The 22566-nt window shown below is 71.9% G+C and carries 19 protein-coding genes and 1 tRNA gene; 17 read left to right on the top strand and 3 right to left on the bottom strand.

Features of this window, described 5'->3' with window-relative positions; genetic code table 11:
- Nucleotides 1-468: 468 nt before the first annotated feature.
- The 4 genes from ACZ63H_RS02560 (at nt 469) to ACZ63H_RS02545 (ending at nt 7545) form a co-directional block, all read left to right on the top strand.
- Complete coding sequence (locus tag ACZ63H_RS02560) at nt 469-2016, top strand: alkaline phosphatase D family protein (RefSeq protein ID WP_469861366.1); 1548 nt, start codon at nt 469-471, stop codon at nt 2014-2016.
- Between the two features lie 238 nt (nt 2017-2254).
- Nucleotides 2255-3751, top strand: coding sequence for a D-ribitol-5-phosphate cytidylyltransferase (locus ACZ63H_RS02555; RefSeq protein ID WP_469861364.1), 1497 nt, complete (start codon nt 2255-2257; stop codon nt 3749-3751).
- Between the two features lie 174 nt (nt 3752-3925).
- Nucleotides 3926-6043 carry a hypothetical protein gene (locus ACZ63H_RS02550; RefSeq protein ID WP_469861362.1) on the top strand — a complete coding sequence of 706 codons (2118 nt, stop codon included), beginning with the start codon at nt 3926-3928 and terminating at the stop codon, nt 6041-6043.
- Between the two features lie 329 nt (nt 6044-6372).
- Nucleotides 6373-7545, top strand: coding sequence for a glycosyltransferase family 2 protein (locus ACZ63H_RS02545; protein WP_469861386.1), 1173 nt, complete (start codon nt 6373-6375; stop codon nt 7543-7545).
- A 66-nt stretch (nt 7546-7611) separates the two neighbouring features.
- On the opposite strand, the gene ACZ63H_RS02540 is transcribed toward ACZ63H_RS02545, so the two are convergent.
- Nucleotides 7612-9003 carry a polysaccharide pyruvyl transferase family protein gene (locus ACZ63H_RS02540; RefSeq protein WP_469861360.1) on the bottom strand — a complete coding sequence of 464 codons (1392 nt, stop codon included), beginning with the start codon at nt 9001-9003 and terminating at the stop codon, nt 7612-7614.
- Between the two features lie 235 nt (nt 9004-9238).
- Between ACZ63H_RS02540 and proB the strand changes: the two genes are divergently transcribed.
- From proB to ACZ63H_RS02515, 5 genes are all read left to right on the top strand, one after another.
- Nucleotides 9239-10345 carry a glutamate 5-kinase gene (proB, locus tag ACZ63H_RS02535; protein ID WP_469861384.1) on the top strand — a complete coding sequence of 369 codons (1107 nt, stop codon included), beginning with the start codon at nt 9239-9241 and terminating at the stop codon, nt 10343-10345.
- A 187-nt stretch (nt 10346-10532) separates the two neighbouring features.
- Nucleotides 10533-10958: a hypothetical protein gene (locus ACZ63H_RS02530; RefSeq protein ID WP_469861358.1), complete on the top strand. Its 426-nt coding sequence runs from the start codon at nt 10533-10535 to the stop codon at nt 10956-10958.
- A 139-nt stretch (nt 10959-11097) separates the two neighbouring features.
- Nucleotides 11098-12384 (top strand): glutamate-5-semialdehyde dehydrogenase, encoded by a 1287-nt coding sequence (locus ACZ63H_RS02525; RefSeq protein WP_469861356.1) that lies wholly within the window; start codon nt 11098-11100, stop codon nt 12382-12384.
- A 120-nt stretch (nt 12385-12504) separates the two neighbouring features.
- The gene (locus ACZ63H_RS02520; protein WP_469861354.1) at nt 12505-13068 is read left to right on the top strand and encodes an SCO2584 family spore wall biosynthesis protein; all 564 of its coding nucleotides are present in this window, start codon (nt 12505-12507) and stop codon (nt 13066-13068) included.
- A gap of 97 nt (nt 13069-13165) precedes the next feature.
- Nucleotides 13166-14236: an SCO2583 family membrane protein gene (locus ACZ63H_RS02515; protein ID WP_469861352.1), complete on the top strand. Its 1071-nt coding sequence runs from the start codon at nt 13166-13168 to the stop codon at nt 14234-14236.
- Between the two features lie 49 nt (nt 14237-14285).
- Here the strand turns inward: ACZ63H_RS02515 and ACZ63H_RS02510 are convergent, their stop codons facing one another.
- On the bottom strand, nt 14286-15374 hold the full coding sequence (locus ACZ63H_RS02510) for a M48 family metallopeptidase (protein WP_469861350.1): 1089 nt from the start codon (nt 15372-15374) through the stop codon (nt 14286-14288).
- 69 nt (nt 15375-15443) lie between these two features.
- Here ACZ63H_RS02510 and ACZ63H_RS02505 point away from each other — a divergent pair, with 69 nt between their 5' ends.
- The 7 genes from ACZ63H_RS02505 to ACZ63H_RS02475 all read left to right on the top strand — a co-directional run bounded on the left by ACZ63H_RS02505 (nt 15444) and on the right by ACZ63H_RS02475 (nt 19902).
- The gene (locus ACZ63H_RS02505) at nt 15444-15641 is read left to right on the top strand and encodes a hypothetical protein (RefSeq protein ID WP_469861390.1); all 198 of its coding nucleotides are present in this window, start codon (nt 15444-15446) and stop codon (nt 15639-15641) included.
- Nucleotides 15642-15785: 144 nt separating this feature from the next.
- Nucleotides 15786-15950 (top strand): hypothetical protein, encoded by a 165-nt coding sequence (locus tag ACZ63H_RS02500; RefSeq protein WP_393598561.1) that lies wholly within the window; start codon nt 15786-15788, stop codon nt 15948-15950.
- A gap of 56 nt (nt 15951-16006) precedes the next feature.
- A complete protein-coding gene (gene nadD, locus ACZ63H_RS02495; protein ID WP_469861348.1) occupies nt 16007-16696 on the top strand; it encodes a nicotinate-nucleotide adenylyltransferase in 690 nt (229 codons plus the stop codon).
- Between the two features lie 16 nt (nt 16697-16712).
- Nucleotides 16713-18497: a LytR C-terminal domain-containing protein gene (locus ACZ63H_RS02490; protein WP_469861346.1), complete on the top strand. Its 1785-nt coding sequence runs from the start codon at nt 16713-16715 to the stop codon at nt 18495-18497.
- A gap of 127 nt (nt 18498-18624) precedes the next feature.
- Nucleotides 18625-19068, top strand: coding sequence for a ribosome silencing factor (gene rsfS / locus ACZ63H_RS02485; protein ID WP_467933696.1), 444 nt, complete (start codon nt 18625-18627; stop codon nt 19066-19068).
- Nucleotides 19068-19736, top strand: a complete 669-nt coding sequence (locus ACZ63H_RS02480; RefSeq protein ID WP_469861344.1) for a histidine phosphatase family protein — start codon at nt 19068-19070, stop codon at nt 19734-19736. The genes rsfS and ACZ63H_RS02480 overlap by 1 nt, the downstream gene beginning before the upstream one ends.
- A gap of 93 nt (nt 19737-19829) precedes the next feature.
- A tRNA-Ala gene (locus ACZ63H_RS02475) sits at nt 19830-19902 on the top strand.
- 77 nt (nt 19903-19979) lie between these two features.
- On the opposite strand, the gene ACZ63H_RS02470 is transcribed toward ACZ63H_RS02475, so the two are convergent.
- Nucleotides 19980-20864, bottom strand: a complete 885-nt coding sequence (locus ACZ63H_RS02470; protein ID WP_469861342.1) for a helix-turn-helix transcriptional regulator — start codon at nt 20862-20864, stop codon at nt 19980-19982.
- A gap of 293 nt (nt 20865-21157) precedes the next feature.
- Between ACZ63H_RS02470 and ACZ63H_RS02465 the strand changes: the two genes are divergently transcribed.
- Nucleotides 21158-22522, top strand: a complete 1365-nt coding sequence (locus ACZ63H_RS02465) for an MFS transporter (RefSeq protein ID WP_469861382.1) — start codon at nt 21158-21160, stop codon at nt 22520-22522.
- Nucleotides 22523-22566: the final 44 nt, after the last annotated feature.

Below are 22566 nucleotides of genomic sequence, written 5' to 3'. Positions count from 1 at the left end.
TCTTCCCCCCCTTCCCGCCCCCCCCCCCCCCCCACCCACCCCCCCCCCCCCCCCCCCCCCCCCCCCCCCCCCCCCCCCCCCCCCCCCCCCCCCCCCCCCCCCCCCCCCCCCCCCCCCCCCCCCCCACCGCTCTTTTCACCGACCCTGGAGACGACGTGTCCGACCGGCACCGCTCCTTGCGCCGCCGTCACCGCGCGCACGCTCGGCACCACCGCGTCCGGAGGCCGGCTCGGTCGCGTGTTCCCCGGGTGACGCCGGTCGCCGGCCCGGCGGGAGGGCCGGTTTCTGACCTACCGTCAGGCCCGTCGCGGCGCGAGGGTTTTCCCGTGCCGTGACGGGCCCCTGTTGTCTCCCCAGTTGTCATGCCCTTGATGGACCCGGTTCAGCAGGCGGACCGTACGGCCGTTTGAACTTCCGCATGTCCGACCCACCCGTCCATGTGGCCACTGTGGCAAAGGGAGTCAGCGCATGACCGCATCATCCCCCGACCGCCGCCGCTTTCTGACCGCCGGGGCCGCCGTCCTCGGGGCCGCGGCCTCCGCCCAGCTGTGGCTGCCGGGCACCGCCCGCGCGGCCGACACCCCGGTGCCCGACGGGGTGTTCACCCTCGGCGTGGCCTCCGGCGATCCGCTCCCCGACGGCATCGTGCTGTGGACCAGACTCGCGCCCGACCCGCTGAACGGCGGCGGGATGCCGGCCGCGGTCTTCCCCGTGGACTGGGAGATCGCCGAGGACGAGCGGTTCCGCAGGATCGCCCGCCGGGGCACCGCCGAGGCCCGCCCCGAACTCGGTCACAGCGTCCACGTGGACGTCCGCGGCCTGCGCCCGGACCGTGCGTACTGGTACCGCTTCCGGGCCGGCACCCAGCTCTCGCCCACCGGCCGCACCCGCACCGCGCCCCATCCCCGCCGGCGGGGCGGAGCGCTGCGCGTGGCCCTGGCCTCCTGCCAGAACTGGCAGCACGGCTACTTCACGCCGTACGCCGACATGCTCGCGCAGGACCCGGACTTCGTGCTCTTCGTCGGCGACTACATCTACGAGTCCACGCCCTCGGCCACGGCCGTGCGGCGGCACGAGGGCAAGGGCGAGCCCTACACCCTCACCCAGTACCGCAACCGGTACGCCCAGTACCGCACCGACCCCGGCCTCGCCGCGATGCACGCGAACGCCCCCTGGGTGGTCACCTTCGACGACCACGAGGTGGACAACGACTGGGCCGGCGAGGTCCCGCAGGACCCCGACAAGCAGCCGCACGACAAGTTCCTGGCCCGGCGGGCGGCGGCCTTCCAGGCGTACTACGAGCACATGCCGGTGCGCGCCACGGCGATCCCCGACGGGCCGCACATCCAGATGTACCGACGCCTGGAGTTCGGCCGGCTGGCCCGGCTCAACGTCCTCGACACCCGGCAGTTCCGCACCGACCAGGCCACCACGCAGGAGGGCGCCCAGGAGCCCGCGCGGACCATGCTCGGCGCCGCGCAGAAGCAGTGGCTGCTGGACGGGCTGTACGACTCCCCGGCCCGCTGGAACCTCGTCGCCTCGCAGATCATGATGGCGGAGACCGATCTGCTGCCCGGCGACGGCAAGCTCTGGTTCTACGACGCGTGGGACGGCTACCAGGCCGAGCGCAACGCCCTGGTGGAGGAGTTCGCCGGCATCCGCAATCCGGTGGTGCTCTCCGGGGACCGCCATCTGACGATGATCAGCGACCTGAAGACGGACTTCGACGACCCGGACTCCGACGTGGTCGGCGCCGAGTTCGTCGGCACCTCCATCTCCAGCAGCGGCGACCAGGACCAGGACGCCTTCCACAAGCAGTGGGACCCGCTGATGGCGGACAACCCGCACTGGAAGCTCATCGACGCCCACCGCGGCTACCACCTGTTCGACATCCGCCCCGACGGCATCGACGCGCGGGTCCGCGTGGTCGACACGGTCCTCAAGCCGCAGGCGACGGCCTCCACCCTGGCCCGGCTGCGGGTGGAGTCGGACGAGCCGGGCGTCCGCCTGGTGTGACGGATCGCGCGTGAGCCCGGGGCCCGGAGGGGTCCCGGGCTCTTGTCGTTCCCGGGGCACTTGTGGAGTTACTCACAGCAAATTCACCGGCATTCACACCGCCCGTCGCGCGTCACCGGGAGTGAAAGGTGAATGACAGGTTGCGCGCACATATGCGGTGAGAGTCGCTCACCTTGCATCGTGGTAACCGAAAGTGGGACCATTTCAAGGTTCCCTGTCGCCCCAAGGTAGGTCACCTGTGTCCCAGCGCATAGCCAAGCCCCGTACCACCGCAGTGATCCTGGCCGGTGGCACCGGCCAGCGGGTGGGTCTGTCGATCCCCAAGCAGCTGCTGAAGATCGCCGGCAAGGCAGTCATCGAGCACACCCTGACCACCTTCCAGAACGCCGACTCGATCGACGACGTCATCGTGCTGATGGCCCCGGGCTATGTGCCGGACGTCGAGAAGATCGTCGCCAAGGCGGGCTTCACGAAGGTGAAGAAGGTCATCGAGGGCGGGGCGACGCGGAACGAGACCACCGAGCGCGCCATCGCCGCCCTCCGCGAGGGCCTGGCCGAGGGCGAGGACCTCAACGTCCTCTTCCACGACGCCGTGCGCCCGCTGCTCTCGCAGCGCGTCATCGACGACTGCGTGGCCGCACTGGACCGTTACCAGGCGGTGGACGTCGCCATCCCGTCCGCGGACACCATCATCGTCACGCGCACCCACGGCGAGGACGGCGAGTTCATCACCGAGATCCCGGACCGCTCCCGGCTGCGCCGCGGCCAGACCCCGCAGGCGTTCAAGCTGTCCACCATCCGCCGTGCCTACGAGGTCGCGTCCGGCGACCCGAACTTCCAGGCCACGGACGACTGCTCGGTGGTCCTGAAGTACCTGCCGGACGTGCCGATCCACGTCGTCGCGGGCGACGAGTACAACATGAAGGTGACCCAGCCGGTCGACGTCTTCATCGCCGACAAGCTGTTCCAGCTCGCCTCCACCGCCGCGCCCGAGCAGAACGGCGAGGACGCCTACCGCGAGCTGCTCACCGGCAAGACCGTCGTCATCTTCGGCGGCTCCTACGGCATCGGCAAGGACATCGCCGAACTCGCCGGGTCCTACGGCGCGCGCGTCTACGCGCTGGGCCGCTCCACCACCGGCACCCACGTGGAGAACCCGGAGGAGGTCGACGACGCGCTGTCCAAGGCCTACGCGGACACCGGCCGGATCGACTACGTGGTCAACACCGCGGGCGTCCTGCGCATCGGCAAGCTCGCCGAGACCGACAACGCCACCATCGAGGAGGCGCTGAAGGTCAACTACCTGGCGCCGGTGCAGATCGCCCGCTCCTCCTACAAGTACCTGGCCGAGACCAAGGGCCAGCTGCTGCTCTACACCTCCAGCAGCTACACCCGGGGCCGCGCCGAGTACTCGCTGTACTCCTCCACCAAGGCCGCCATGGTGAACCTCACCCAGGCGCTGTCCGACGAGTGGGCCGCCGACGGCATCCGGGTCAACTGCATCAACCCCGAGCGCACCGCGACGCCGATGCGCACCAAGGCCTTCGGCCAGGAGCCGTCGGGCACCCTGCTCTCCTCCGAGGCCGTGGCCCGCACCTCCCTGGACGTGCTGCTGTCGGAGCTGACGGGACACGTCATCGACGTCCGCCAGCAGGACCCGACCGCGGGCGCCGCCCGGGCCTCCGGCTTCGAGCAGGCGCTGGCCTCCGTGCTGGACCGTCAGGACGGCGTGTAATAATCGCCTTTAAATAGCTTTCATGAATTCAGGCCTCTGTGCTCGCTCGTTCACCGGGTGTTCGCAGGGGCCTGAATCCGTACACCGCGCATATTCGTACACTCCCCGAAACACCGGCATTTCCGGCATGACTGAACAAAACCGGCACCCCTCCCTCCCAGAGCAGGTTTCTCCGTGATATCCACCGCTATTCGCGTCGCCCGGGTGGGCAACGCGGCCGAGCTGGCCGCGGCGGTCCTCGTGATGCTGGGCTTCCCGGCCCTCATGCTGGCCGCGCTCGTCCCGAGCGTTCCCGCCTTCGCGGCCCTGGCCGCCGTGACGTATCTGGCGGACCACTATCTGCACCGCAAGGGCAGCTACCTGATCAACCGCCTCAGCAAGGTCCGGGCGGGTCTGTCGATCCGCTTCCTGATCCGGCAGCTGTTGCTGGTCCTGCTGCTGGCCCGCCTGTCCCTCTCGGACGACCTGATCTTCTACGGCGCGGTCGCCTGCTTCATCGCCTTCTACGGCCTCCAGGCCCCGCACGGTGCCCTGGTCACCCTCATCCGCAACCGCCGCCGGATGCCGGTCGCCACCCGCAACATCGACCTGAAGTCCCGCGTCCGCATCCCGGACGCCCCGCCGCGCGGGCTGCTGCACCGCTCCGCGGAGAAGATGCTCCACCTCGACCTGTTCGCGGTCGCCGGCATCCTGGTCGCCGCCGAGTCGGACTCCGCCGCCCCCGGCTTCGTCGGCGTCGGCCTCACCTTCGGCCTCGGCTGCCTCTACGTCCTCGCCCTGGTGCCGTACGTGCGCGGCCGGCGGATCCCGCCGCGGGCCGACGCCGTCCTCGCCGCCGTCGACGACTGGCTGGCCGGCTACAAGCCGGAGACGGTCCTGTACTTCTCCGGCTCCAAGGACTCCGCCTACCAGGTCAACATGTGGCTGGAGACGATGGAGCGGCTGGAGACCCGGCCGCTGATCATCCTCCGTGAGCGCGTCATCCTGAACAACCTCGCGCCCACCACGGTCCCCGTCATCTGCGTGCCCGGAGGGGTGCACCTGATGAACCTGGACCTGTCCACCGTGCGCGTCGCCCTCTACGCGGCCAACGTCGGCAAGAACATCCACCTGCTGCGCGTGCCCACCATGAAGCACGTCTTCATCGGCCACGGCGACAGCGACAAGCTCGCCAGCGTCAACCCGTACAGCAAGGTGTACGACGAGGTGTGGACCGCCGGCCGGGCCGGCCGCGACCGCTACGCCATCGCCGACGTCGGCGTCCGCGACGACGACATCGTGGAGGTCGGCCGCCCGCAGCTCGCGCCCATCCAGAGCTGGCAGGGCGTGCCCGCCGGCCGTATCCCCACCGTGCTCTACGCCCCCACCTGGGAGGGCTGGGACGGCAACCCCGGCAACACCTCGATCGTGCTGGCCGGCGAGAACATCGTCCAGCGGCTGATCACGGCCGACCCGCCGGTCCGCGTCCTGTACAAGCCGCACCCGTTCACCGGCACCGTCAGCAAGGACGCCAAGGCCGCCCACCAGCGCATCGCCGCCCTGGTCGAGAAGGCCGCCGCCGAGCGCGCCGGCGACTCCCGCTTCACCGCCGACCGCGCCGAGATGGACCGCGCCAAGGCCGAACTGGCCCGCATCGAGGCCCGGCTCGCCGAGCTGGCCGGCGCCGGCGGCACCAAGGGAGACGAGGCCGAGGCCACCCGCGACGGCATCGTGGACGTGGCCAGGCACGAGGAGATCGCGCGGCTGCGCGCCGAGTGGAACGAGGTCTACTGGCGCTCCTTCCCCTCGCACGAGCACCGCGTCATCACCGGCGCCGAACCGCGCCTGTACGACTGCTTCAACGTCTCCGACGCGATGGTCTCCGACATCTCCTCCGTGGTCTCCGACTTCATCGCGAGCGGCAAGCCGTACGCCGTCACCGACTCCGCCGCGGTGGGCGTCGAGGAGTTCAAGCGGCACAACACGGCCGTGCGCGCCGCCGTGATCCTGTCCAACAGCGCCGTCGAACTGGGCGATCTGCTGCACGCCGTGCGCAATCCGTCCGCCGACCCGCTCGCGGAGGACCGCAAGGACCTGAAGGAGTACCTGCTCGGCCCCGACGAGCCGGCCTCGATCGACCAGTTCAACGGCGCCGTCGCCGACCTGGCCCGCAAGTCCGAGGCCCGCAACGCCGGCCAGGAGGCCCGGCTGGCCGCGGAGGCCGACCCCGCCCAGGCGGCCGAGCTGACCGGCGCGGTGCCGGCCCAGCGCGCCGCGTCGGCCGGGGAGACGGACGGCGTGACCGCGGGCTGACCGGCCCGCCGCAACGCACCCGGCCCCTGGGGGGAACGCCCCCCGGGGGCCTTCGTCGTGCCCCGCGCCCGCGCCGGGCCCCGCGCTCACGTCTTGCCCCGTTCTCAACCGGTCCTCGGCGGTTCTTACCGTGCGGGCGTAGTGTTCGTGCGGCGGCTTTCTGTGAGTTCCGCCACTCAAGGCGTTCGGCAAGGCAACCGCCGCCCCCGACCGCCCGTCTAGCACCTTGCGATCGAGTCGATGCGGGGGAAATTCTTGGTGAACGAGGGGGAAGTGTGACCGTCGTGACGCAGCCCGATGTGAGCGTGGTCATCGGGGCGTACGAAGCGATGCCGTACCTGGTCGAGTGCCTGGCATCCGTCGAGGCGCAGACCATCGGTGCGGACCGGATGGAGGTCATCGCGGTCGACGACGGCTCCACCGACGGCACCGGCGACTGCCTGGAGGAGTTCGCCGCCCGCGCCCCCATGCCGGTGACCGTCGTCCGCCAGGAGAACTCCGGCGGCCCCAGCGGTCCCCGCAACGTCGGCCTGGCCAAGGCGAGCGGCCGCTACGTCTTCTTCCTCGACGCCGACGACCGGCTCGGCCCCGAGGCCCTGGAGCGCATGGTCGCCATGGCCGACAAGAACGGCACGGACGTGGTCCTCGGCCGGGTCGAGGGCGTCAACCGCTCCGCGCCCAAGTCCATGTGGGGCAAGACGCTGGACCGCGCCGACGTCTTCACCTCGAACATCAAGTTCACCCTCAGCGCGCAGAAGCTGTTCCGCCGCTCCCTGCTGGAACGGCACGGCATGCGGTTCGACGAGTCGCTGTTCACCGGCGAGGACGCCCTCTTCACGCTGGAGGCGTACCTGCGCGCCGACGGCGTCTCCGTGGTCGCCGACTACACCTGCTACTACCTGGTCGGCCGCGACGACGGCAAGCAGGTCACCAAGAGCGGCAGCTACACCCTGCGCTTCGACTCCGCGCGCTCTCTGATGAAGCTGATCGCCGACATGGTCCCGGCCGGCGACAAGCGCGACCTGCTCATGGTGCGGCCGTTCCTCGTCACGCTGCTGCCGCAGTTCGGCCCGAAGTTCCTCACGGACGGTGAGGAGATCCGGCGGAACAAGTTCGAGCTGGCCAAACCGCTGATGGACGCCTACTGGACGCCCGGCGTGGCCCGCCGGCTCAAGGTGCACGAGCGGCTGCGGCTGCACCTGGTCGCCATGCAGCGGCCCGAGCTGCTGGTCGACGTCGTCAGGTTCGTCAAGGAGAAGAAGCAGCCCGACGCCGTGCTGGAGAAGCGCGGCACCCGGCTCTACCTCGGCTACCCGCACTTCCGGTCCGAGACCGCCGGGGTCCCCGACGAGATCTACCGCGCCGAGGCCCGCGAGGCCCGCGCCTACCCGGGCTACCGCGAGGCGGTCGCCAACTCCGTGCCGCGCCGCGCCGTGCGCAAGATCCGCCGCAAGCTGCGGCGCCTGCTGGCGGGCAGGAAGATCGGAGCGGCGGCGGCCTGACGCCGCACGGGGGCGGGACCGGGGCCCGGGCGGATGCGCCCGGCCCCCTCCTTCCCCCCGCCGGGTCTACTGCTTGCCCGACTGGAGTGCGCGGCGCAGGGGGCGGCCCACCACGCGCCGCGCACGGCGGTAGACGGACGTGCCGGAGGCCGGGCTCGCCGCCTCCTTCGCCTTCGCCAGCTCCCGCCGCAACCGCTCGTTGTCCCGGGCGAGTTCGCTCACCTGGCTGTGCAGCCAGCCGAACCGGCCGCTCAGCGCGGCGGGGTCGGCGTCGTTCCACGGCCGGATGCCGGGCGGGAACGCCAGCGACCGCATCTTCTTGTCGAAGGCCGCGCCGCCGTCGCCGTGCGTGAAGGTGTTGTCGAGCCCGTTCTTGTCCAGGAAGGCCACGAACCGGTCGAAGCGCTCCGCGTGGCCCCCGACCAGCCCGCTCAGGTCCAGCTGCTCGTACAGCCGGATCGGATCGGCCGCCAGCAGCTCCTTGGTGACCTGGTCCAGCCGCCGGTGCGGGATCTCGAAGTACCGGCACAGCTCCAGCGTGCGCGAGTCCCCGCACAGCACCGTCGCTGGCGTCCCCGCGAGCAGCGCCGCGATGTTGCCGTGGATGCGCGAGCCGAAGGAGAAGTCGTAGGAGCGCAGGTCGTCGATCCAGGTGACCGGGTCGACGTACACCCGCGCCTTGCCCTCCCGGTACATCGGGTGGTCCGGGTGCGTCGGCATCGCCGTCACCCGGGCGTTGGGGTCGCTCAGGTCCCGCCAGTGCAGCTGCCGGGCGTCGCTGATGTTCTGCCCGATGAAGCACAGGTTCGGATAGCGGTCGTGGGCACGGGTGATGATCCGGTCCAGGCCCTGCTTCTGCACCGCGTGGTGCGACCCGTTCACCGCGATCCGCGCGTCCGCCGTCAGCCGGGGCACCCGCTCGCGCACGTCGAGCTGTCGGCCGTACAGGAACAGCGACGGGCAGCCGATGACCTCGACGTCGCGGAAGCCCAGGTCGCGCAGGTACTGCTCGGTGAACTCGCCGCGCACCCCGATGGAGGCGCTGCGCTCCAGCACCGCCGCGCAGAAGTCGCGCACCGACTGTTCCATCGGCTTCAGCCGCGCCGGGTCGTACCCCAGCCCGGCCTGTGCGCCGACCCCCAGCACCACGACGGGGATCCGCAGCTTGCCGATCAGGCGGGTCAGCCGCTTCAGCCGGCCCTCGAAGGACGGCCGGAAGGCGTTGGCGAGCGGTACGACGAAGACGTCGTACTCCTCGTTGATCCGGGCCGCCGCCGAGACGTCCGTGCCGATGCCGTTGGAGACGACCTCGGTGTGCGGTGTCTCCAGGATCTTGTGCGCGGCATCGCTGAAGATCAGGTTGCCGGAGTTGGTGGCGATGACGTCCCGGTGGAGAGCCTCCTCGATGGACAGGACGTCGTACGGGCTCTTGCCCGAGCGCAGCAGGACGCGCTTCACAGGGCGAACATTATGTGACACAAAGTTCAACTTATGTTGGATCAGGTTTTGATTTCTACAGGCAACCACTACAACTTTTTTGCCGTACGCGAATCTGTGAGCGAACCATGCGCCCCCGCGCTGTCCGGGAGCTGGACCGGTGAGCCGCTCCCGGCCCCGCTCGCGTAGATTGCCGGGCAGGCAGCCGACAGCGCGCGAGGGGACGGAAGGCACCGTGGCAAGGGCAAGGCAGGCCGTGGGCGAGGCCCGCAGGATCGTCGTCAAGGTGGGCTCCTCCTCGCTGACCACCGCCGAGGGCGGCCTGGACGCCGACCGCGTCGACGCCCTCGTCGACGTCCTCGCCAAGAGCCGCGGCGGCGGGGAGCGGGAGATCGTCCTCGTCTCCTCCGGCGCCATCGCCGCCGGCCTCGCCCCCCTCGGCCTGCGCCGCCGCCCCCGGGACCTCGCCCGCCAGCAGGCCGCCGCCAGCGTCGGCCAGGGCCTGCTCGTCGCCCGCTACACCGCCTCCTTCGCCCGCTACGGCGTCCGCGTCGGCCAGATCCTGCTCACCAGCGACGACATGAGCCGCCGCGCCCACCACCGCAACGCCTCGCGCACCCTCGACGCACTGCTCGCGATGGGCGCCTTCCCGATCGTCAACGAGAACGACACCGTCGCCACCGACGAGATCCGCTTCGGCGACAACGACCGCCTCGCCGCGCTCGTCGCCCACCTCGTCCACGCCGACCTGCTCGTCCTCCTCTCCGACGTCGACGGCGTCTACGACGGCGACCCCAGCCGGCCCGGCACCTCCCGGATCGCCCAGGTGAGGGGCCCGCAGGACCTCGCCGGCGTCGAGATCGGCAGCGCGGGCAAGGCCGGCGTCGGCACCGGCGGCATGGTCACCAAGGTGGAGGCCGCCCGGATCGCCGCGGCCGCCGGCATCCCGGTGGTGCTCACCAGCGCCGTCCACGCGGCCGAGGCCCTGGCCGGCGGCGACACCGGCACCTACTTCCACCCCACCGGCAAGCGCTCCGCCGACCGCCTCCTGTGGCTCCAGCACGCCTCCACCCCGCAGGGCGCGCTGACCCTGGACGACGGCGCGGTGGACGCGGTCGTGAACGGGCGCAAGTCGCTGCTGCCCGCCGGGATCGCCGCCGTGGAGGGCGAGTTCAGCGCCGGCGACCCCGTCGAACTGCGTGACGCGCGGGGCCGCGCGGTGGCCCGGGGGCTCGTCAACTTCGACGCCAAGGAGATCCCCCGGCTGATCGGGCGTTCGACGCACGAGCTCGCACGGGAGCTGGGCGCCGCGTACGAACGAGAGGTCGTACACAGGGACGACCTGGTGCTCCTGCACGGGTGACGCTCGCAAAACCACTCGTAAAGCGGAGCGTGCGGAACGCCCCCGGTGGGGGACGTTCCGTAAAACCCCCACGCGAACTCCTGCGGCCTGCTCAACTTTGTCTCGGGAACATGTTGAAGGGAACACGTTCCGTCAAGGGGCCAAGCGAGCCATGCGGCCTTGCCGGCCATGCGTGAAGGAGGCCGTCGTGAGACGAGTGCGCCCGGGGGCGGCGTCCCGCGGTGCTCTGACGAGCGTCGCGGCCGGGGACACCTATGAGCAACCCACAGACCTGCCCAGGCTGTGGCACGTCACCCTGAGCGTCTCCGGTGAGAAGGTCCCGCTGCCGGAACTGAGGCGGGCCCTGGAACAGCTCGCCCACGACCACCCCTTCCTGCTGACCAGCAGATACGCGACCGACCACGCGGAGATCCGGTACTGGGAAGAGGCCCGCGACCTGCACGACGCCGCCGCGGTGGCGCTGCGCCTGTGGGGCGAGCACCGGCAGAGCGCCGGCCTGCCGCGCTGGGAGATCGTCGGCCTGGAGGTCATCGACCGCGAGACCTACCACCACCGCATCGCCGAGGGCTACGGCCCGTCACCGGCCACACCGGTGGGCGTCCACCCGTTCTGAGCCGGGGCCCCGGGAGGCAACCGGTAAGAATCGAGGAGGGAGCCGGTAAGAAACCTGGGGGAGGGTTCGCCCTTTTTGGGGTGTCTCGGGGTGTGGGACGACCGCTGAACCGCGGCGCACCGCGCACTACCCTTCCCCCATGACCACGCTCTCGCCGTACGACTCGATGTCCCCGGTCACCCAGGCCGCCTACCGGGCCAAGGCCGCCGCCGCCGACCTCGCGCCGCTGCCGCGTGCCGTGAAGGACGACGCGCTGCTCGCCATCGCCGACGCCCTGGAGGTCCGGACCGCCGAGATCGTCGAGGCCAACGCCCGGGACGTGGCCAAGGCCCGGGAGAGCGGCACCAGCGAGGCCATCGTCGACCGGCTCACCCTCACCCCCGAGCGGGTCCGCGCCATCGCCTCCGACGTCCGCGACGTGGTGCGGCTGCCCGACCCGGTCGGCGAGGTCGTCCGCGGTTCCACCCTGCCCAACGGCATCGACCTGCGCCAGGTCCGCGTCCCGCTCGGCGTCGTCGGCATCATCTACGAGGCCCGCCCGAACGTGACGGTCGACGCGGCCGCCCTGTGCCTGAAGTCCGGCAACGCCGTCCTGCTGCGCGGCTCCGCCTCCGCCTACGAGTCGAACACCGCCCTGGTCCGGGTGATCCGGGACGCCGTCGGCGGTGCCGGGCTCCCCGCCGACGCCGTCCAGCTCGTGCCCGGCGAGAGCCGCGACTCCGTCCGCGAGCTGATGCGCGCCCGCGGCCTGGTCGACGTCCTCATCCCGCGCGGCGGCGCCTCCCTGATCCGGACCGTCGTCAACGAGTCCACGGTCCCCGTGATCGAGACCGGCACCGGCAACTGCCACGTCTACGTCGACGCCCGGGCCGACATCGACACCGCCGTCGAGATCCTGATCAACTCCAAGGCCCAGCGGGTCAGCGTCTGCAACGCCGCCGAGACCCTCCTCGTCCACCAGGACATCGCCCCCGAGTTCCTGCCCCGCGCCCTGGACGCCCTCGCCGAGGCCGGGGTCACCGTCCACGCCGACGACCGGGTCATGGCCTACGCCAAGGAGTCCCGGGCCACCGTGGTCGAGGCGACCCCCGAGGACTGGGAGACCGAGTACCTCTCCCACGACATCGCCGCCGCGGTGGTCGACTCCCTGGACAAGGCCGTCGAGCACATCCGGCTGTGGACCTCCGGCCACACCGAGGCCATCGTCACCACCTCCCAGCAGGCCGCCCGCCGCTTCACCCAGCTGGTCGACTCCACCACCGTCGCCGTGAACGCCTCCACCCGGTTCACCGACGGCGGCCAGTTCGGCTTCGGCGCCGAGATCGGCATCTCCACCCAGAAGCTGCACGCCCGCGGCCCGATGGGCCTGCCGGAGCTGACCAGCACCAAGTACATCGTCACCGGCGACGGACACGTGCGCCGCTGAGGTTCACCCGCCCGGCTCAAGCGCCCCCGGCGCCGGGGGCGCGGCCGGAGGGTGTCTCACCCATCAGACGAATTTCCATACCGTCTGCCCAAATTGACCCCCCAGGTCTACTCTGGATCCGTGCCGGAGGACGTGGGGGGTACGCCGTTCCCTGACGGCTGGGAGCCCGACGACGACCACGACCACGGGGTGTCGGACGAAGAGTTCGCCTCCGTGGTCTTCGACGAGGCCTTCGTGAGGGCGGCCACGGTCCATGAACCGTCCGCCGTCGAACGCCTCCTCGCCGCCGCCCAGGCCCGGGCCGAGGCATCCGAGGCGGAGGCCCGCCGAGCCCGCGCCCGGGCCGAGCGCTACGACGACGGCTACGGCCCCGAGGGCCCCGGATTCGGTCAGGACCACGACGACGGGCTGGACGACCGGTACGTCCTCGGCGACGGCCCCTACGGGCCGTACGGCAAGCAGGTCCGCTGGCACCGTCCCGTCGCCTGGCTCCTCGCCGTCGTGATGGGCATCGGCATGGTCGCGCTGGCCTTCGCCGCCGTCTACCGAGGAGGCTCCTCGGGCACCCGCGACCGGGTGCCCGCGCCCGCCTCGACCGGCATCGGCAAGGAAACCGCGTCCGCTCCCGCCACCGCCGACGACCACCGGCGGCCGGCCGTCTCGGCCGTTCCGCCCTCTCCCTGAGCACCCTCGGAGCGCCCGCCCGACCCTGTTGAGAACCTGTCAGAAGTTGGCGGCGGCCGGGCGTTTACCCGGGGCCCGCCGGACCTACTCTGAAGGTATGGGCGGGCCTGGAGACCCACCGGAGGGGACACCCGAGGGCGGCCCCGGCGGTGCGGAGGACGAATACCGATCCGTCGTCTTCGACGAGTCGTTCGTCCGCGCTGCCCGCCTCCAGGAGTCCTCCGCCGCGGAGCGGATGGCCGACCGCGCGCCCGCCGTACGCCGCCGCCCGCCCCTGCGCCGCGGACCGACCCGGCAGGCCCTGCTTCTCGTCCTGCTGATCGCCCTCGCCTTCGGCACCGCGCTCTACATGGGCGTGCGCCACCCCTACGGCTCCGCGCAGGCCCGCCGGACCGTGGAGGCCCTGCGGATGACGGTGATCCCGCTCGCCCCGCAGGGCAAGGTGCCCGGCACCGGCGACACCGGGAGGCTGTTCGCCCGCAGCCCCGCCGCCCACTTCGACGTCGGCGCCGAGGGCATACCCCTGCCGCCCTCGCGCGGCACCGCGCACTTCTCCGACAGCCAGGTGGTGACCGCCCTCACCACCGTCAAGGACTACCTCGTCCGCTCCTCGCTCGACCCCGACGTGCTGGCCGGCCGGGAGGCGCGCCCCGCCCGGGCCCTGGTCGACTCCGACCAGCTCGACCAGTTCGACCGGAGCTTCGGCCACCCGGCCGCGGACGGGCGGCACGCGCCCACGGGCTGGGTGGTCCGCATCGACCCCGCGCGAGCCCGGCTGGCCGACGACCGGATCCGGGTCTTCGGCACCCTGAAGGCCGACGAGACCGACGCGGCGACGCTGGAGGTCTTCGCCGACCACACCTTCGTCTACGCCCTGCGCCCGGCCGGCGCCGCCCCCGACGCCCCCGCGTCCCTCTTCACGGTCCGCCGCGAGCTGACCTTCCGCTTCGACCGCGACGACCTGCGCACCCGCCAGGTCCAGCTGATCACGGCCTACGTCCAGGCGGGCCCCCTCGCCTGCGCCGAGGACTCCTCGGCCTACCTTCGCCCCCTGCTGGCCGGCCAGACGGCCGGGACGGGCGGTCCCGCCGGCACCGACCCCTACGACACGGACAGCCCGGCGGCCCTGTGCGGCACCCTGGCGGCGGGGGCACAGCCGGAGGTGTGAGGGGCGCCGCAGGCGCTTTCGGTGGGCACCGGGCGTGCCCGGCGGAGGGCTACTCGTCCGTGCCGGCGGCGTCCCCCGTACCCGGGCCCGGCGGAGGACTGCGGAAGCCGTCGAAGCCCCGGCGGACCCGGCCGCCCAGGTCGCCCGCGCCGCCCGCGAGGTCCGTGACCAGCTTCATCAGCGGGTCCTTGGAGCCCTTCACGTCGCTCGCGTAGCTCGCCGCCGACTCGCGGAAGGAGTCGCCTACGGAGGCGTCCTTGTCCTCGTCGCGCCTCGGGTAGTGGCCGTCCATGATCCGCTGGTGGTCCCGCGACTCGGCCCACTTCTTCAGCTCGGCGGCCCGCACGGTGGTGAACGGGTGCGAGCGCGGCAGCACGTTCAGGATCTTCAGCACGGAGTCGCGCAGGTCCCCGCCCGACTCGTACTCCTCGGCCTGCTCCAGGAACGCGTCCACGTTCATCTCGTGCAGGTGGTTGCCGCCCGCCGTCTTCATCAGGCCCCGCATCGAGGCCCGCAGGTCCTGGCCCACCAGCAGACCCGCCCGGTCGGCGGACAGCTCCGACTTGCGGAACCACTCCCGCAGCGCCGTCACGATCGCCATGACCGCGATATTGCCCAGCGGGATCCAGGCGACCTTCACCGCGAGGCTGGTCAGGAACAGCAGGACCGTGCGGTACACCGAATGCCCGGACAGCGCGTGCCCCACCTCGTGCCCGACGACCGCCCGCATCTCCTCCTCGTCGAGCAGTTCCACCAGCCCCGTGGTGACCACGATGATCGGCTCGTCCAGGCCGACGCACATCGCGTTCGGCTGCGGGTCCTGCGTGACGTACATCGGCGGGACCTTCTCCAGGTCCAGGATGTAGCAGGCGTCCCGCAGCATGTCGTGCAGGTGGGAGAACTGCCGCTCGGAGACCCGCACCGAGTCGGACAGGAACAGCAGCCTGAGGCTCCGCTCCGGCAGCAGCCCGCTGAGCGCCTTGAACACGGTGTCGAACCCGCTCAGCCTGCGCAGCGCGACCAGGGCCGAGCGGTCCGCCGGGTGCTCGTACGCGCGCGAGGAGATCCCGGGGAAACGCCTGCGCTGCCTGCCGGGCACCCGCTCCTGCCCGGTGTCCTGCCGGCCGTCGTCGGACATGTCTTCCCCCATGCACGTGTCGGTGCCCACTGTGCCCCCGCGGCGGGACCCAGCCTAGGCGGAGATACCGTGGCAAGCAGTACACCCGAAGGAGTCGCCGCCATGGAGCACCACCCCGCAGCCGCCGGACTGACCGAGGCCGCCACGATCGCCGTCCAGCAGCACGGGGCGGGAAACCTGCTCCGCGTCGTCCTGGTCGTGATGGTCCTCGGCTGCGTACTGACCGCCTGGTTCCTGCTGCGCGGCTACAAGCAGAAGGACGACTGACACCGGGCCGGGGTTCCCCGCCCGCCGGGCGGCCGGCGGCGCCCCGCGTCCCCAACGGCGGAGTCGGCGTGATCGCCCCGAGGCCGCCCGCTTACGATGAGCCGACATCTTTATTCCGCCCACACGCGATAGGTCCTGCCGAAGATGAGCTTCCACAGCGCCGCAGCCCAGTTGGTCACCCTCGCCGCCGAAGGCGGGGAGCACGGCGGAAACCACAACAGCCTGAACCCGGCCGTCACCGGCGGCGGCGCCCTGATCATCCTGCTCCTGCTGCTGTGGATCACGACGCGCTTCAACCGCGACCGCTGAGCGGGGACCCCGTCCCCGGCCGGACGTTCGAAGCCGGGCCGGTAGGGTCTGCACGCATGGGAGAGCAGGACATGCCTACCGGTCCGGCACACGAGGTGGCCGACGACACGGTGAAGCACCCGCAGCACGGACCGGGCAACGGTCCCGTCCACACGGGCAAGCGCCGCCTGGGTGTCATGGGCGGGACATTCGACCCGATCCACCACGGGCACCTGGTGGCGGCCAGCGAGGTCGCCGCGCAGTTCCAGCTGGACGAGGTGGTCTTCGTCCCCACCGGCGAGCCGTGGCAGAAGTCCCACCGCGAGGTGTCCCCGGCCGAGGACCGCTATCTGATGACGGTCATCGCGACCGCCGAGAACCCGCAGTTCTCCGTCAGCCGCATCGACATCGACCGCGGCGGCCCCACCTACACCGTCGACACCCTGCGCGACCTGCGTGCCCTCAACCCGGACACCGACCTCTTCTTCATCACCGGCGCCGACGCCCTCGCCCAGCTGCTGACCTGGCGCAACTCCGAGGAGCTGTTCTCCCTCGCGCACTTCATCGGCGTCACCCGCCCCGGCCACCAGCTGACCGATCCGGGCCTGCCGGAAGGCGGCGTCTCGCTGGTCGAGGTGCCGGCCCTCGCCATCTCCTCCACGGACTGCCGCGCGCGAGTCGCCAAGGGCGACCCCATCTGGTACATGGTCCCGGACGGAGTCGTGCGCTACATCGACAAGCGCGAGCTGTACCGCGGCGGCGAGTGAGCCGAGAGGGGCACCGGTGAACGACCGATACGACGCGGGTGACGCGGGCTACGGCGCCGTACCGTACGAGATCGTCGGCTACGACGAGTACGGCCGGCCCGTGTACCAGCAGGTACCGGCCGAACAGGCTCCCCAGGCCCAGCAGGCGCACTACGACCCGTACGCCCAGCAGCAGGGCTACGGCTACGACCCCTACGCCGCCGGCGGCCAGCCGGCGTCCCCCTACGGCCCCGGACACCAGCAGCCCGCCTACGACGCGTACGGCTCCTACGACCCCTACGGCTCGCAGACCCCGTACGACCCGTATGCCACCGGTACGAGCGCCGGCACCCAGGACGCCGGCGGCTACGACCCCTACGGGCAGACCGCGAGTGGCGGTGGCCGGCAACCCCTGGTCGCCGAGCAGACCGCCTACATCCCGCAGCAGGCGGGTCCCGCGGAGAACGGTCCGGCCGCGGAGGACGATCACGCCGCCGGGGACGGCCCGGCCGCCGGGGAGAGCGGGCCCGACGCGGCCGCGCCGGATTACCGCACCGAACAGTTCGCCTTCGTCGAGGAGCCGGACGGCGACTCCGAGGACGTCATCGACTGGCTGAAGTTCACCGAGAACCGCACCGAGCGGCGCGAGGAGGCCCGGCGCCGCGCCCGCGGCCGGCTCATCGCCCTGCTCGTCGTCCTCGCCCTCGTCGCGGCCGGCGGGGCCGGCTACCTCTGGTACGCCGGGAAGCTGCCCGGCCTCTCCTCCTCCGGCGGCCCGGACGGCACCGCCACCGCGGTCACCGCCCAGAAACGCGATGTGCTCGTCGTCCACCTGCACAACACCGTCAAGGGCGGCACCTCCACGGCGCTGCTGGTCGACAACACCACCACCAAGCAGGGCACCACGGTGCTGCTGCCCAACTCCCTGGCGCTCACCGGCGACGACGGCTCCACCACGACCCTCGCCAAGTCCGTGGACGACGACGACACCTCCGGCACCCGCGACCAGCTCGACACGGTCCTCGGCACCAGCATCCAGGGCACCTGGCGGCTCGACACCCCCTACCTGCAGAACCTCGTCGACCTCGTCGGCAACATCGAGGTCGACACCGACACCGACGTGCCCGACCCGGACGCCAAGAAGAAGGGCGCCGCGCCGCTCGTCCACCAGGGCCGGGGCCAGACCCTCAGCGGCAAGATGGCCGTCGCCTACGCCACCTACCGCGCCTCCGGCGAGTCCGAGAACGCCCAGCTGCAGCGGTTCGGCAAGGTCATGCAGGGCGTGCTGCGCAAGATGTCCTCCGACCCGGCGTCCGCCACCACCACCGTGCAGACGCTCGCGCAGATCCTCGACCCGCCGCTCACCGACAAGGACCTCGGCACCTTCCTCGCCAGGCTCGCCGACCTCGCCAAGAGCGGCGACTACCGGACCGCCCTGCTGCCCGTGCGGCCCGACGGCACGCTCAGCGCCGAGACCGGCGACAGCGTGGTGAAGGGCATCCTCGGCGGCACCGCGAAGAGCCCCGACGCCGGCTCCGCGGTCCGGGTCTCCGTGGAGAACGCCACCGGTGTGAAGGACGACACGGAGAAGGCCCGCGTGGTGCTCCTCAACGGCGGCTTCACCTTCCTGGAGGGCGGCGGCGCCGCCGGCACCGAGGCCACCTCGAAGGTGACCTACGCGGACGCCGCCGACAAGGCCAAGGCCACCGAGGTCGCCAAGACCCTCGGCCTGCCCGCCGCCTCCGTGACCAAGGGCACGGTCTCCTCCGGCGCCGACGTCTCGGTGGTCCTCGGCCGCGACTACGAACCGTCCCCGTCCTGACCCCCGGGCCGCGCTCCCCGGCGGAGCGCGGCCCGGGGGAACCCCGCGTGCCGCCGTAATCCCGTGGGGGGTGCCGGGCGGTCCGTGAGACCCTTGATGAAAAAGACCGCCGACGGAAAGCCATGTAGTGACCGCCACAGACCGTTCCCTTGAACTCATCAACACCGCCGCCCAGGCCGCGGCCGACAAGCTCGCCCATGACGTCATCGCCTACGACGTGAGCGACGTGCTGTCGATCACGGACGCCTTCCTGCTCGCGTCCGCGCCGAACGACCGCCAGGTCAAGGCCATCGTCGACGAGATCGAGGAGCGCCTGCTGAAGGAACTCGGCGCCAAGCCGGTCCGCCGCGAGGGCGACCGCGAGGCCCGCTGGGTCCTGCTCGACTACGTCGACATCGTCGTGCACGTCCAGCACAGCGAGGAGCGGGTCTTCTACGCCTTGGAGCGGCTGTGGAAGGACTGCCCCGAGATCGAACTGCCCGCCGACGCCAAGGCCACCCGGGGCAAGGCCGAGGAGCACGCCCGGCTGCAGGCCGCCGAGGCCGACCAGGAGCCGGGCGGGGAGTGGTGATGAGCGCCACGGGTGAGGTGACCGACCGCAAGGGCCGGGGCCGCCGCATCATCCTGTGGCGCCACGGCCAGACCTCCTGGAACGTCGAGCGGCGCTTCCAGGGCACCACGGACGTCGAGCTGACCGAGACGGGCCTGGGCCAGGCCCGCCGCGCCGCCCGGCTGCTCGCCTCCCTGCGGCCCGACGCGATCGTCTCGTCGGACCTGCGGCGCGCCGCGCACACGGCCGCCGAGCTGGCCGCCCTCACCGGCCTCGACGTCACCCGCGAGGAGGGCCTGCGCGAGACCTACGCGGGCGTCTGGCAGGGGCTGACGCACGAGGAGATCATCGCCCGCCACGGCGAGGAGTACGCCGCCTGGAAGCGCGGTGAAGCGGTCCGCCGCGGCGGCGGCGAACTGGAGACCGAGGTCGCCGACCGGGCCGCCCCCGTCGTGCTGCGGCACGCCGAGAAGCTGCCCGAGGACGGCACCCTCGTCGTCGTCAGCCACGGCGGCACCATCCGCACCACCATCGGCCGGCTGCTCGGCCTGGAGGCCCGGCACTGGGAGAGCTTCGGCGGCCTCTCCAACTGCTGCTGGTCCGTGCTCGGCGAGGGCGCCCGCGGCTGGCGCCTGCTGGAGCACAACGCGGGCACCCTCCCGGAGCCCGTCCTCGGTGACGACGACTGACCGTCCCGAGGCGCCCGGACCCCGGATTTCACTTTCCGGCAGGTCACAGGCTAAAGTTCTTCTTGTTCGCCCCGCCGAGCGGGAAGAACACCAGGGGCTATAGCTCAGTTGGTAGAGCGCCTGCATGGCATGCAGGAGGTCAGGAGTTCAATTCTCCTTAGCTCCACTGATCGGCACTCTGTTGAGTTGTCAAAGATCGGTGATGAGGATCCCGTCCCCTTCAGGGGGCGGGATTTTCCGTGTTCAGCGAGAGACCACCTCCTCGGCCGCCGGCGGGAACAGCCGCTCCCTGCACTCCCGCAGCACCGTGATCTTCGCCCGCGCGTCCTCGTCCTCCGGGCTGTAGACCACGATCCGGCACTCGGGCATCCCGTCGATGGACAGCGACTGCGAGGTCATCCGCATCTCGCCGACCGCCGCGTGCCGGAAGGTCTTCACCCGGGGCCCCGGAGGCACCACCTCACAGCTCGCCCACAGCTCCGCGAACCAGCCGCTCGCCGCCGACAGCCCGCGTATGTAGTCCTCCCAGGCCGGTTCGCCCACGTGTCTGCCGTAGGAGGACCGCAGCGTCGCCACCATCAGCGGCAGCTCCACCTCCCGGTGCACCAGCGGGCAGATCCCCTCCGGCAGCGTGAACAGCGTCCACAGCACGTTCGGCAGACCCGCGCCGCCGGCCTCCAGCGGCGGGACGAGGAACAGCTCGCGGTAGGCCGCGTTGGTGGCCAGAACGTCGTACCGCGCGTTGTAGACCACCGCCAGCAGGGGGTCGAGGGCGTCGATGATGCCCTGCACCTCCGCGCCGATCCGCCGGCTGAGCCCCTCGGGGTCCGGCTGGAAGGGCACCTCGGCCAGCCGGTACAGGTGCTCCCGCTCCGGCGGGTCCAGCCGCAGCGTGCGCGCCACCGCGTCCAGCACCTGCGGCGAGGCGTTGATCGGCCGGCCCTGCTCCAGCCACGTGTACCAGGTCACGCCCACCCCCGAGAGCTGCGCGACCTCCTCCCGGCGCAGCCCGGGCGTGCGCCGCCGCAGCCCCGGCGGCATCCCCACGTCCGCCGGTGTGACCCGGGCCCGCCTGCTGCGCAGGAAGGCCGCGAGCTCCGGCCTTCGCCGCCGTGTCCTCGTCCCCATCGTCCAGCCCCCGTCGTGTCCGTCCCATCGTCCGTGCCCGGGTCCGCTCCTGCCAGGTGCTGGCAGTACCAGCATCAGCGGGCACTCGGCACCCGTACCGAGCCGTCGTCACGCTCGACGCCATGACGACCAGCCCCCGGACCGGACCGGGCACCAAGCCCGCCCCGGCCCTCGCCACCAGTGAACCATCCGCCACCGACAGTGACCTCGCGGTCGCCGTCCGGGCGGAAGCCTCCGTCACGGACAGTGAAGCACCCGCCACTGACAACCGGCCCCGTCTGCTGCTCGGCGTGCTGCTCGCCGCCCTGTTCATGGCCGCGCTCGACGTCTTCATCGTGAACGTCGCGGCCCCCTCGATCGGCTCCGGCCTGCACGCCTCGGGCGCCGACCTGCAACTGGTGGTGGCCGGTTACACCATCACCTACTCCGTGCTACTGATCACCGGCGCCCGGCTCGGGGACCGGCTCGGCCACGGCCGGGTGCACCTCGCCGGGCTGGCCCTGTTCACCGGGGCCTCGCTCGCCTGCGGACTGGCCTGGGACCCGACCGCGCTGATCGTGTTCCGGCTGGCCCAGGGCGCGGGTTCGGCGCTGATGATCCCGCAGGTGCTCAGCCTCATCCAGCGCACCTTCACCGGCGAGGCCCGGGCCCGGGCGCTCGGTGCCTACTCGGCGGTCCTGGCCGTCGGCGCGGCGGCCGGGCAGGTCGCCGGCGGGGTGCTGGTCAGCGCCGACCTGTTCGGCACCGGCTGGCGTCCGGTGTTCCTGGTCAACGTGCCGGTGGGTGCCGTGCTGTTCCTGCTGGGCCGCAAGGCCCTGCCGCTGGGCGGCGCGGCCGGGCGGGAGCGGGCCCGGCCCCTCGACCTGCCCGGGCTGGTGCTGCTCGGCGCCGCCGTGTCGCTGCTGACCGTGCCGCTGGTGCTCGGGCAGGAGGAGGACTGGCCGCTGTGGTCGTGGCTGTCGCTGGCCGGGGCCGCGGTGCTGTTCGCCGCGTTCCGCGGTTACGAGTCCCGGCTGGCCCGGCGCGGCGGCGCCCCGCTCATCACACCCCGGGTGCTGCGGCACCCCGGCATCGGGCGGGCCGTCTTCCGGATCCTCGCGGTGATGTCGGTCAACGCCGGTTTCCTCTTCACGCTGACCCTGCACGTACAGGGCGGCCTCGGCTACGGCGCCCTGCGCGCCGGGCTGAGCTTCGTGCCGACCGCGGTCCTCTTCGGCGCCGTCAGCCTCACCTGGCGGAAGTGGCCGGCGGCCTGGCAGCGGGCCCTGACGCCGGCCGGGTTCACGCTCACCGCGGTGTCCGTCGCCGTCGTGGGACTCGCCTTCCACGGCGGCGGCTCCGGCGGAGCGGTGCTGTACGCGGGATACGCGGGCACGGGAGCCGGGCTGGCGCTCGCGTTCAGCCCGACGCTCACCGGGGCACTCGCCACCGTGCGGCCCGAGGACGCGGCGGACGCCGGCGGCCTGCTGGCGACGGTCGCGCAACTCGGCCAGCTGATCGGTGTGGCGGCCTTCGGCACGCTGTTCCTGAACCGGATCGAGTCGTCCGGGGCCCTTGGGCCGTACACCTCCGCGGAGGCGTTCTCGGTCTGCGCCTGGGCGCTGGCCGGTACGGCCGCGGCGGGCGCCGTGTCCGGACTGGTACTGAGGCGTCGCTGACCGTATTGGTCCGGCCGTGGCAGAATCAAACGGCCGGAAGGGGA

Source organism: Streptomyces sp. NPDC104831 (assembly GCF_055583025.1).
The sequence above is the reverse complement of the archived record's forward strand: the minus strand, read 5'-3'. Positions and strand labels throughout refer to the sequence as shown.